This is a genomic window from Shewanella sp. SM32, from assembly GCF_025654235.1.
In the GTDB taxonomy this organism is placed as follows: Bacteria; Pseudomonadota; Gammaproteobacteria; order Enterobacterales; family Shewanellaceae; genus Shewanella; species Shewanella oncorhynchi.
Genome location: NZ_JAKKRO010000013.1, coordinates 81,970 through 93,590, shown reverse-complemented (window position 1 = coordinate 93,590; position 11,621 = coordinate 81,970). Strand labels below are relative to the sequence as shown.

At 47.5% G+C, this 11,621-nt stretch carries 9 protein-coding genes and 2 pseudogenes; 9 read left to right on the top strand and 2 right to left on the bottom strand.

Annotated elements, in window-relative coordinates:
* A pseudogene (locus L5M10_RS07685) lies at window positions 1-140 on the bottom strand (IS4 family transposase); the annotation flags it as partial.
* Between the two features lie 100 nt (window positions 141-240).
* Between L5M10_RS07685 and L5M10_RS07680 the strand changes: the two are divergent.
* From L5M10_RS07680 to L5M10_RS07655, 6 genes and pseudogenes are all read left to right on the top strand, one after another.
* A pseudogene (locus L5M10_RS07680) lies at window positions 241-2,535 on the top strand (amidohydrolase family protein); the annotation flags it as partial.
* Window positions 2,535-3,881 (top strand): amidohydrolase family protein, encoded by a 1,347-nt coding sequence (locus tag L5M10_RS07675; RefSeq protein ID WP_263255138.1) that lies wholly within the window; start codon window positions 2,535-2,537, stop codon window positions 3,879-3,881. The pseudogene L5M10_RS07680 and the gene L5M10_RS07675, both read left to right, overlap by 1 nt.
* Window positions 3,882-3,959: 78 nt before the next feature.
* Window positions 3,960-4,340, top strand: coding sequence for an Rcs stress response system protein RcsF (gene rcsF, locus L5M10_RS07670; RefSeq protein ID WP_263148771.1), 381 nt, complete (start codon window positions 3,960-3,962; stop codon window positions 4,338-4,340).
* Between the two features lie 192 nt (window positions 4,341-4,532).
* The gene (gene tsaA / locus L5M10_RS07665; RefSeq protein ID WP_113940977.1) at window positions 4,533-5,267 is read left to right on the top strand and encodes a tRNA (N6-threonylcarbamoyladenosine(37)-N6)-methyltransferase TrmO; all 735 of its coding nucleotides are present in this window, start codon (window positions 4,533-4,535) and stop codon (window positions 5,265-5,267) included.
* A complete protein-coding gene (locus tag L5M10_RS07660; protein WP_263255137.1) occupies window positions 5,268-5,897 on the top strand; it encodes an acyltransferase in 630 nt (209 codons plus the stop codon).
* A 248-nt stretch (window positions 5,898-6,145) separates the two neighbouring features.
* Entirely contained in the window at window positions 6,146-7,861 is a 1,716-nt protein-coding gene (locus tag L5M10_RS07655; protein ID WP_168824371.1) for a proline--tRNA ligase, read from the top strand.
* Window positions 7,862-8,001: 140 nt separating this feature from the next.
* On the opposite strand, the gene L5M10_RS07650 is transcribed toward L5M10_RS07655, so the two are convergent.
* On the bottom strand, window positions 8,002-8,883 hold the full coding sequence (locus tag L5M10_RS07650; RefSeq protein ID WP_317629598.1) for a helix-turn-helix transcriptional regulator: 882 nt from the start codon (window positions 8,881-8,883) through the stop codon (window positions 8,002-8,004).
* A 187-nt stretch (window positions 8,884-9,070) separates the two neighbouring features.
* Between L5M10_RS07650 and panB the strand changes: the two genes are divergently transcribed.
* The 3 genes from panB (at window position 9,071) to L5M10_RS07635 (ending at window position 11,617) form a co-directional block, all read left to right on the top strand.
* Window positions 9,071-9,913, top strand: coding sequence for a 3-methyl-2-oxobutanoate hydroxymethyltransferase (gene panB, locus L5M10_RS07645; RefSeq protein ID WP_263255136.1), 843 nt, complete (start codon window positions 9,071-9,073; stop codon window positions 9,911-9,913).
* A 136-nt stretch (window positions 9,914-10,049) separates the two neighbouring features.
* Entirely contained in the window at window positions 10,050-11,174 is a 1,125-nt protein-coding gene (locus L5M10_RS07640; protein WP_028761134.1) for a patatin-like phospholipase family protein, read from the top strand.
* Between the two features lie 194 nt (window positions 11,175-11,368).
* On the top strand, window positions 11,369-11,617 hold the full coding sequence (locus L5M10_RS07635; protein WP_028761135.1) for a hypothetical protein: 249 nt from the start codon (window positions 11,369-11,371) through the stop codon (window positions 11,615-11,617).
* Window positions 11,618-11,621: the final 4 nt, after the last annotated feature.

Genomic DNA, 11,621 nt, shown 5'->3' with positions numbered 1-11,621 from the left:
TTTCGACCTAACTCAGTCAAGGTCAGTGTCTTACATTCAATCAGTGCCTTAGAGGCCAGCATCAAGCTGTTTAATCGTTTTAGGTGAAGTTCTGGGCAGTATTGGTGTAAAGAATGTTGTAGGATATTGGCTTCGCGCATCTTGTTGTCCAAGTGTAGTTTTTAGCGAAACCATTTGATCATGCAACAAGATGCGCTTCCACCCTAATTTGATGATTTATTTGTAAATCATCAGGGGATTCTTCAGCGTGCAGCCCATTTACTCAAAGAACATAAACTGCCAGCCAACCTACTTGGTAATGGTCAAGAATACTCACGCATCAATGAGTTAAAGGCGCTGAACTATCCGTTGATCTTGCCTTTAAACTATCCGCAGGCACCCGATGTCGGGACAGATGACGCTGATCGTGAAGTATCACTGGCGGATTTAAGACAGTGGGAACGTGCACCAACCAACCCTGCAGCGGTAGCTAACGCGGGTATCCCCTTTGCGTTAACGCAGTTTGGGATTAAGACCGATGCCTTCTGGCCGCGCCTACGCCAAGCCATCGCCCAAGGTTTAAGTGAAGAAAACGCTCTCGCGGCACTCACCACCCAAGCCGCAGAGATGACAGGCACCGCCGACTTTACTGGTAAACTCGCGCCCGGTTATATGGCTGACTTTGTTATCACTAAAGGCAATATCTTTAAAGATGGCCAGATCTACAGTGTTTGGTTGCAAGGTCAGGAGCAAAGTCTGCGCTCACTTCCCCAAGCACGATTACTGGGAGATTACCAATTAAGCCTCAATAACCTCACGCTAGATTTATCGCTACATGATGAAAGTAAAAGTGATAAACCCAACATCCAAGGCAATTTAAGCAGTGGCGAACAAAGTATCTCACTCACTCAACTTAAGTTAGATGATAACGGAAGATTGAGCTTTACTGCCGATTTGAGCGCTGCAGGCATTAACGGCCTTAGCCGCTTTACGCTGTGGATGGCCGATGACGGCATTCAAGGTCGTATGGTCGATGCAAAAAGTCGCACTACAAATGTTGCCGGTGTCGCTTTAACTCAAACTGCAAAGCGCAAGAATGCAGACCAAGCAAGCAATCATGCTCCCAAGAATGAAGCCAGCACGAGCCTAGTGAGTCACCTCACCTTCCCTAACGTCGCTTACGGACTAAGCGAAGCACCTAAAGTGGAGAAGCTGCACATCAAGAATGCCACCCTGTGGACATCGGATAAACAAGGTATTCTCGAACATGCTGATCTCTTGATGGCCAATGGCCGCATCGAAAAAATTGGCCAACAATTAAGTACGCCATCAGGTTATCAAGTCCTCGATGCAACAGGTAAACACCTCACCGCTGGCATAGTCGATGAACACTCGCATATCGCCATTAATGGCGGTACTAACGAAGGAACAGACGCAGTTACCTCTGAAGTACGCATTGGCGATATTATTAATCCCGACGATATTTCAATCTATCGCGCCTTAGCGGGCGGCGTCACCAGCGCGCAATTACTCCACGGTAGCGCCAACCCTATCGGTGGCCAATCACAACTGATCAAAATGAAATGGGGGGAGCCAGCTGAACAACTCAAATTTGTTAACACGCCCGCCAGTATCAAATTTGCTTTAGGTGAAAACGTCAAACAGAGTAATTGGGGCGAGAAATTTGTTCAGCGCTTCCCCCAGACTCGCATGGGAGTAAAAGCGTTATTTGAAGAAACCTTCGACGCTGCTATCGCCTATGAAAAGGCGTTAAAAACCTATGATAATCTGCGCTCCAGCGATAAAAAGAAAACCGTCGCCCCGCGTCCAAGTTATCGTCTGCAGGCGGTCGCCGAAGTATTAAACCAGCAACGCGACGTACATATTCATTCCTATGTACAGTCAGAAATACTGATGTTTATCCGCTTGGCCGAGGCCTATCACTTTAAAGTACAAACCTTTACCCATGTGCTCGAAGGTTACAAAGTGGCGAGTGAACTGGCTGCCCATGGTGCTGGCGCATCGACCTTTGCCGATTGGTGGGCCTATAAGTTTGAGGTGTATGATGCGATTCCGCAAAACGCGTGCCTGATGCAAAACAAGGGGGTGATCACCAGCATTAACTCAGACGATTATGAAATGCAGCGCAGACTCAACCAAGAAGCGGCTAAGTCTATGATGTATTGCAATATGTCGAAGGAAGACGCTTGGAATATGGTCACTATCAATCCAGCCAAACAATTAAGAGTCGATGAGTTTGTGGGTTCACTCACCCCAGGCAAAATGGCCGATATCGTACTCTGGAACGCAGAGCCGCTGTCTATTTACGCCAAAGTGACACAGGCATGGGTTGAAGGAAAACGCTATTTTGACCGCGACCAAGACCAAGTTGCCCAGCTCGCTGTAGTCAACGAGCGCGCCGCACTGATCCAAAAAATTCTCAGCAGTGATGACCAAACTAAAGCGGGTGAAAAAGTCACGCCACTCAACGAGCCACAGTGGCACTGCGACACTCACTATCAGGCATGGGGCCACGCTCATGAGGGAGCCAAATAATGCAACATTTATCTAAAACCGTTTTGTTTGTGGCGCTACTCGGCGCAATTTGCACCACGCAGGCCCCAGTTATGGCCAATGATATCGTACCTACGCCTAAACAAAGCCGCAGCGTACTGATTAAAAACGCCACAGTGCACACAGTCAATCAAGGCGTGCTCAGCAACACAGACGTCTTAATTGAAAATGGCAAGATCACGGCCGTTGGGCCTCAACTGACCAGCCAAATCAACAATGCAACCGCAGAAACCAGTAACACTCAAATCATCGATGCCAGCGGTAAACACTTGTATCCGGGCTTAATCGCCCTAGACACCAGTTTAGGCTTAGTCGAAATTGAAATGAGCCGCCCAACGGTTGATAACGCCGAGGTGGGTTATATCAATCCGCAGATTAGCACGGCCACAGCTTACAATCCGGATTCGGAGCTCATCCCGACCATACGTTACAACGGCATTACCCATGCACAAATCGTCCCGAGCGGTGATGGGTTAGCTGGACAATCGGTACTGGTGGATCTCGATGCATGGACGATTGAAGATGCGATGACACCCAGTGCTGGACAGTTCCATGTCTATTGGCCGCAAATCAAACGCATGCCAGAAGATGAAAAAGAGAAAGCCAAGGCCATCGAGAAAAATCAGCTGGCGATCGACAAGCTCAATATCGCCTTTGAAGATGGCTATCGCTATTTCTTAAGTGATAAGGCCAACGGCAAAGACAAAAACCAGGATGAAGATCCACAGTCCGCGACCAACGACCTGCGCTGGCAGGCTATGCTGCCGCTATACCAAGGCAAAGCGACACTGTTTGCCCATGCCGACAGTGTTGGCCAAATTGAGCAAGTGATCGCCTTGACGAAAAAATACCAATTCAAACTGGTAATTGTCGGCGGATACGATGCATGGCGTTTGGACTCAAGCCTAAGGGAAGTTAAGGCTGGAGTCATTTACCCTCATACCTTGAGTCTGCCTAAACGTAAAGATGAGCCAGTCGATTTACCCTTTAAGATCCCATCTTTACTCGCCAATGCAGGTATTCCCTTCGCCCTTGGGTTCTCATCGGACTGGAATAGCCGTAACCTCCCCTACGCCGCAGGTTACAGCGCCGCCTATGGTTTAACGCCTGAACAAGCACTGAAATCCATCACCTTAGATGCCGCAAAGTTGCTAGGTGTGGAGGATTTAGGTGCGATAGCGGTGGGATACCAAGGCAGTGTCGTGCTGTCCGAGGGGGACATTCTCGACCCTATGACCAATAAAATTGAGGCTATCTGGATTGAAGGGCGGCAGATAGATCTGAATAATCGCCATCAGCAGCTTTATCAAAAGTACCTTAAGCGGTAGAATTTACTCAGATAATAATATCGCATCAGCGCAGCCTACCAAGGCTGCGCAGTTTTCTCCTCAACCTCAGGTCAAACCATGAAAATTATCCTCTCAAGTGCATTAGTGCTCCTGCTCAGTGCCTGTGCAAGCGACTACAGTTTTAACAGTAATTTGGACAGTGAGGCGATTAATGACTATTTCAAGGCATCCGATGTCGTCCTTTATGAAGGCGATACCTTGCCGAAAGGTCATTATGAATTAAAAGGATTAGTCGAAGGTGAGTCCTGTCAGGCCGATACCAACGGCGCGCCTGCGTCACTTGCCGATGCCAGAACCGAAGCCCGTCGCAATGCGGCAGATAAAGGGGCTAACGGCATTATCATCAAGCAATGTGTCATATTTGAAGAAGCAGCCCAAGGTTGTATCAGCCGCGCATTATGCGTTGGTCAAGCAGTAAAAACGGCTACAACAGAGTAAGCCTCACGCATATTAAGCATACTGCTCGCGGCGTGATCCTATAGTGTTCTAAGAATGCCCCTATCAACCGCTTAATGGCTAACGTTTCATGACCAACGCTGCATTATTAGCACACAAAGATGGGCCTTAATGATTAGCTTAGAATAATGAGCTTAGGCGGTTGTTATACTTACCCTTTAGGTAATTTTTTGCATGACATTTACCAACCAAATTATCGCAGTGGCAACATGCCGCACGCCCTATAAACAAAAATTTGGCATTCCAAGACAACCCGGACTTGTTGAAGCGCGTGGTTATGTCGAACTCGAGCCCCATGTGAATCATATCGATGCGGTACGTGGCATAGAGCAATATTCCCATCTCTGGTTACTGTTTTGCTTCCATGAGAATCTTGCCCAAGGTTGGAAAACCACAGTACGGCCGCCGCGTTTAGGCGGCAATGAAAAACTCGGCGTGTTCGCCACTCGCTCCACTTTTCGCCCTAATGGCATAGGTCAATCTGTGGTAAAACTGCACGGCGTAGTGCAACGCAAGGGCAAAGTGTGCCTCGAAATTTCCGGTATGGATCTGCTCGATGGCACACCGATAATTGATATTAAGCCATACATTCCTTTCTCAGATTCTATTACCGATGCTGTAGGCGGCATTGCCCAAGACGCGCCTAAACTGATTTCAGTGGTGTATTCTGACCATGCCAAGACACAGATTGAGCGTTACGCCGAGCAGGAAACCTACACAGATTTAGCCGTACTTATCCGCGGTGTGCTGGGGCAAGATCCTCGCCCCGCCTACAAAAAAGCCAAGGACGATCCTAAGTTATACCAAGTCGCCCTCTATGATTTAGATGTGTTCTGGCAAATGGCAGTCGATGACAATGACCAAGAATACATCTTGGTACTAGAACTCAAACCGGGGAAATGTGGCTAAATGTCTGCGCCAACGCCTACATCAAAACCTGATTATCAAAGCCAGCATAAAAAGCGGCTCTCTTGGATGCCCTGGCTGTATTTTTCCTTAAAAGAGAAACATTTAATCTGGGCTAAACCTTGGCAAGACGATATTCAAGCAAAACTTTGTGCCCTCGAAACGGTAACTATCGGCGAGCAATGCTTTATCGCCCCCGAAGCTCAGTTATTTGCCGAACCCAATCGTGATATCCGCATGGGTAATCGCTGCATGATCGCCGCCGACTGTTTCTTACATGGGCCTATCACACTAGGGGACGAAGTAGCGATTAATCATGGCTGCTCCTTCGATGGCGGCAGGGTCGGGATTCAGATAGGCAATCAAACCCGCATCGCCAATAATGTCACCCTTTACGCCTTTAACCATGGCATGGCGCCAGATACGCCCATCTATCAACAAGCCGCCAACTCCAAAGGCATTGTTATTGGCCAAGATGTGTGGATTGGTGCTCAGGCGGGCATAGTCGATGGTGTGACCATTGGCGATCACGCTGTGGTGGGTATGGGCAGCATAGTGACGAAAGATGTACCTGACTGGGCGATAGTGGCTGGCAACCCCGCCAAAGTGATTGGTGATAGACGGGATAAGTAAGCAGTAAGGATAATCTTGATACTAGCAGTGACGAAGTCACGCTCTAACAGCACAGCGCTCTTCCTTGCGTTATCCGTTATCCGTTATCCGTTATCCGTTATCCGTTATCCGTTATCCGTTATCCGTTATCCAGCATCAAAAAATGCTATTTATCTCCCAGCTAGTTGAATTTAACCTAAATCCCTAGGTGACATCACCAAAGCAGGTGATAAAATGGCGACCATTCAACTCAAATTTGGACATCGGTAATGCGCGTCAGCAAGTACCTGCTATCAACACAGAAAGAAACTCCTGCCAACGCAGAAGTCATTAGTCATCAATTAATGTTACGTGCGGGTATGATCCGTCGTAATGCGTCGGGCCTTTACAGCTACCTCCCCACGGGCTTACGTGTACTACGTAAAGTCGAAGCCATTGTTCGTGAAGAAATGAACAAAGCCGGTGCAATTGAAATTCTAATGCCTATGGTGCAACCGGCAGACTTGTGGGTAGAAACGGGTCGTTGGGAAAAGTTTGGTCCCGAGCTGTTACGCTTTAAAGATCGTCACAATCGCGACTTCGTACTGGGGCCAACCCATGAAGAAGTGATCACAGATCTCATTCGTAAAGAAGTCAGCTCATACAAGCAATTACCGCTGAATCTTTACCAAATCCAAACCAAATTCCGTGACGAAGTTCGTCCACGTTTTGGCATGATGCGCTCACGCGAATTCTTGATGAAAGACGCCTACTCTTTCCACCTTGACGTCGATACCATGAATGAAACCTATGAGGCTATGTACACAGCCTATAGCAACATTCTATCGCGCATGGGCTTAGCTTTCCGCCCAGTTTTAGCTGATACGGGTTCAATCGGTGGCAGCATGTCACACGAGTTCCATGTTCTGGCACAAAGCGGTGAAGATTTAATAGCTTACTCAACGGGCAGCGATTACGCGGCTAACATTGAGAAAGCCGAATCACCTATGCCAACTGAACCACGCGGCGCAGCCACTGAAGCATTGCGTTTAGTCGATACCCCAAATGCGAAGACCATTGCGGAATTAGTTGAGCAGTTTGGTTTGGATATCACTAAAACGGTCAAAACCTTGATCGTTAAAGGTGCGACCGAAGCCGCTCCGCTAGTGGCGTTAATCGTTCGTGGCGACCATGAACTCAACGAAGTCAAAGCCGACAAGTTAGACTTAGTCGCATCACCATTGGAAATGGCGCCAGAAGCCCTAATCCGTGACGCCATTGGCGCAGGTCCAGGTTCACTTGGTCCTATCGGTCTTAAAATCCCTATCGTTATCGATCACAGCGTTAGCGTCATGAGCGATTTTGCCGCCGGTGCTAACGTTGATGACCAACACTATTTTGGTATCAACTGGGAACGCGATCTGCCGACAGCGCAAGTTGCCGACATCCGTAACGTAGTCGAAGGCGAGCCAACACCTGATGGTTCAGGCACTTATGCTATGGCACGCGGTATCGAAGTGGGCCATATTTTCCAACTGGGCACTAACTACTCTAAATCGATGAACGCGACTGTACTTGACGAAAATGGCAAGTCACAGGTGCTACTGATGGGTTGTTACGGTGTCGGCGTGAGCCGTATTGTGGCAGCAGCCATCGAACAAAACTTCGATGACCGTGGCATCATTTGGCCAGAAGCGATTGCGCCATTTAGCGTGGGTATTCTGCCAATGAACATGCACAAGTCGCACCGCGTAACCGATATCGCCGAGCAGTTATACAAAGACTTAAATGAAGCGGGTATCGAAGTGTTATTGGATGATCGTAAAGAGCGTCCAGGTGTGATGTTCGCCGATATGGAACTGATTGGTATCCCACATACAGTGGTGATTGGCGATCGCAATATCGATGCTGGCGTATTTGAATACAAAAACCGCCGCACAGGTGAAAAACAAGATATTCCATTCGATCAACTGCTCGACTTCCTGAAAAACGCAGTTAAAGGCTAAGCCTTAACGCGAAATGTAGACAAGCTGAAGATCAAAAACGAAACGCACTTGAGCCCAGCTTAAGTGCGTTTTTTATTGGACTTTTTATTGACCTTCATCGTTCACATTGGCTCGCAACATGACTTTTTATATGCGGCTGTTTACCGCTGTATTTTGGGCAAGGTATTTTGCGCTAACAGGTACTGACTCGGAGCGACGCCCATCAACTGCCTAAACATATAACCAAAGGCTGAACCCGAGGCATAACCTAAGGATAACGCTGTAGTGAGCACAGATTCACCTCGGCTGAGCATTTGAATCGCCACCTGCAATCTAAGCCTTTGCAACCATTGGCTATAACTCAGCCCTGTTTGCTGTTTAAATAATCTCGCTAACGTGCGGGCCGAGGCACCGACCTCCCGCTGCCAATCCACCAAAGTACGTTGCTCACTTGGATCGGCAAGCAAAGCCTCGGTAATGCGCAGTAATTTTTTATCCCTAGGATAAGGTAAATCCAAGGCGACCTTAGGGGCGAGTACCATAAAGTCACGGATCACCAGCAAGAGCCGCATGACGCTATCCTTAAAATCGGGATCAATTAGCCCAGCCTCACTCTTCACTAAGGCATTAGCCTCTTGCAGTAATAACTGCAAAACAGGCTTCACACTCAAACAAGTACAGTCGGGTGGAAACCCGCCTATCCGGGTTTCATCCAAATACAGACTACTCAATTGCACCTGACCTAGCGCGATAACCTCATGATCGACAAAGGGAGGCACCCACACCGCTTGCTCAGGCGGCACAATGTAACGCCCAGCAGGCGTGATCACACTCAACACACCTTGACTGGCATAAATGACCTGTCCCCAGGAATGACTATGGCGCTGCACATGTTCAAACGGCTTGAGTGTTCGTTTAAGCAACATGATGGAGGCACTTAGCCCTGCGGCGGCTAAACGTGAAGGTGCGACCTGCGTGTGCTGAGTAATATGCTGCTGGGATAAATGCGTGTCAGTGACTTGATTCAAGGTGTTATCGCCCAAGGTGATTTTTATATCGAAGCTTCTTTTCGTATTATCGAGCCTCTTCCGTATAGAAGCGCCTCTTTGTTTAGAAGCACCTTTATGTAAAGAAGTGTCTTTATATCTAGACATTAAGTCAATCTATCGAGCTAAAGCCAAAGCTGCAAACGCTAACATGTCATATCAGACTGAATAAATTGGAGATGACATGAGTATCCACATGGATAAAAATCGCGTAACGCCCGTTACATTACAAAAAATGAAAGGTAAAACCCCCATAGTTGTTCTCACCGCCTATGAAAAGCCGATGGCAGAAATTATCGATCCCCATGTGGATATGATTATCGTCGGCGACTCCGTCGGCATGGTGGTTTATGGGCAAGACTCTACACTCGGGGTCACCTTAGAAATGATGATTAATCATGGTCTTGCTGTCACTCGCGGCGCAGCACATGCCTGCGTTATTATCGATATGCCCTTTGGGAGTTATCAAGAATCGCCTCAGCAAGCCTTCAAACATGCCAGCCAAGTATTAATACGCACAGGCGCGCAGGCGGTAAAACTCGAGGGTGGCGCAGAGATGCTCGACACCACTCGTTTTTTAACCCAGCGAGGGATCCCTGTAATGCCACACATAGGATTAATGCCGCAACACGTGAATCAATTGGGTGGATTTAAAACCCAAGCAAGGGATGCTGCCGCCATCGAAGCCCTCGTTAGTTTAGCGAAAGACTTTGAGCAAGCAGGCGCTTTTAGCATACTGATTGAAGGCACATCCGAGCTCGCGGCGCGCACAGTGACGGCAGGAGTCTCAATCCCAGTCATAGGCATTGGCGCCTCACCCGCCTGCGATGGTCAAGTGCTCGTGACTGAGGATATCTTAGGCTTATTTTCTGACTACACGCCTAAATTTGCTAAACGCTATATCGACTTAGGACCATTGATCACTAAGGCCTGCGCCCAATATGCCCAAGAAGTGAGGACGGGTGAGTTTCCAACATCGGAGCATTGCTTTGGCCTCAGCAAAACGACCAAAGTTACAGCGGATTAATTGTCTAAAGCGAAATGTTCCAGCAATCGAATAAACGATAAATCGAAATTTACAACTAATTGAGTCTACCGACTTGCTTTTTATAGGGGGGCGTTGCTTTAATAAAACTATTAAAACAATAAATTGAGTCTGAAGATTGCCTACATCAACTGCATTAGTCTTAGGCGGTGGCGGCGCTAGGGCGGCCTACCAAGTCGGCGTGTTAAAAGCACTGGTCCAGCTTTATCCACGCAATCATGGTATTCCCTTTAAAATTATTTGCGGAACCTCTGCGGGTGCCATCAATGGCACCGCTATCGCTACCCATGCCTCTTGCTTTCACCTTGGTGTCAGAAAACTCGAATGGGTTTGGCGTCACTTTGAAACTCGAAAAGTCTACCGAGCTTCGATCACAGGCGTTCTCAGCCATCTAACGAAAATGGCCCTCAAAGGCATGCAAGATGATAAGGTCAATACCGATGCAGGCAGTCTGCTCGATAATGATCCGCTAAGAGGCTTACTCAATGAGCTTATCGACTTTAAACGTATCGACCGTAATATCCGTAATGGCTCACTGACGGCACTGAGTGTGGATGCCTCTTGTTATAATAACTCTCGCTCAGTGACCTTTTTCCAAGCCGCGAAAGAAATCGAAAACTGGACCCGTGCCCGTCGCAGTGGCGAACGTATCATGCTCAATACCGAGCACCTACTCGCCAGTTCGGCAATCCCTATGGTATTTCCATCCATTAAACTCAACCAAGCCTATTATGGTGATGGTTCAGTCCATCAGCTAGCACCGCTCTCAAGCCCTATTCATTTAGGCGCCGAAAAACTCTTAGTCATTAACTTAGAGAGCCCGCACAAGCACTTTCCTATGGAACTAGAATATCACCCAAAAACAGCGACAATAGCGGGTCATCTGCTCGATACCATCTTTTCAGATACCTTAAATAGCGACCTTGAGAGACTAGAAAGGATCAATAACACTTTAAGCCTGATTCCTGAGTCAAGCCGTAACAAACTCGCCTTGCATCCGATTAAAGCCCTAGTCATCAAACCTAGCGAAGATCTCAGCAAAATTGCTGCCCGCTTCTATGACGACATGCCATGGGCCGTTAAAACTTTACTCGGCTTCATCGGCATAGACAGGCAGTCAGACTCAAGTATTGTGTCCTACCTACTCTTCGAAAAAACGTATACCAGCGCTTTAATCGACTTAGGCTATAAAGATGCCATGGAAAAAATCGATGAACTTAAAGATTTCTTTTGTTTAAAATAAGCTAACGACTTAATCAGTTTCTTCACTAAAAATCATGCCAAATGGATAGATATAGCTTGAATATTAGTGCCGAAATTCAAACTTTCGCATGAGCAAGAAGATCGATTTAACATTGATAATTTTGTTTGCATCGCTTACTATGCTGTACTAGATTATCAAAAAATCATGCACATTTTTTCAAAAAGGGAATCACGATGAAAAAAACTTCACTAGCACTTATCGTTGCAATGACAGCATTCAGCTCTATGGCTGCAAATGCAGTTGAAGGCGAAGCTGCCGGTACTGGTACTGCTGCAAGCACTAGTACAGGTGTTATCGTTGCTGGTAGCGTAGCTGCTGCTGCTGCAATTGCTGGCGCAGTTGTTATCTCTAACAGTTCTGATGGTAACCCAATTACCAACACAGGTACTGGCACAGGTACAACTACAGGCACTGGTAACTAAGCTA

Coding starts and splice junctions, on each gene's coding strand:
- L5M10_RS07675 (WP_263255138.1), top strand. CDS start 2,535: ATGCAACATTTATCTAAAACCGTTTTGTTTGTGGCGCTACTCGGCGCA.
- rcsF (WP_263148771.1), top strand. CDS start 3,960: ATGAAAATTATCCTCTCAAGTGCATTAGTGCTCCTGCTCAGTGCCTGT.
- tsaA (WP_113940977.1), top strand. CDS start 4,533: ATGACATTTACCAACCAAATTATCGCAGTGGCAACATGCCGCACGCCC.
- L5M10_RS07660 (WP_263255137.1), top strand. CDS start 5,268: ATGTCTGCGCCAACGCCTACATCAAAACCTGATTATCAAAGCCAGCAT.
- L5M10_RS07655 (WP_168824371.1), top strand. CDS start 6,146: ATGCGCGTCAGCAAGTACCTGCTATCAACACAGAAAGAAACTCCTGCC.
- panB (WP_263255136.1), top strand. CDS start 9,071: ATGAGTATCCACATGGATAAAAATCGCGTAACGCCCGTTACATTACAA.
- L5M10_RS07635 (WP_028761135.1), top strand. CDS start 11,369: ATGAAAAAAACTTCACTAGCACTTATCGTTGCAATGACAGCATTCAGC.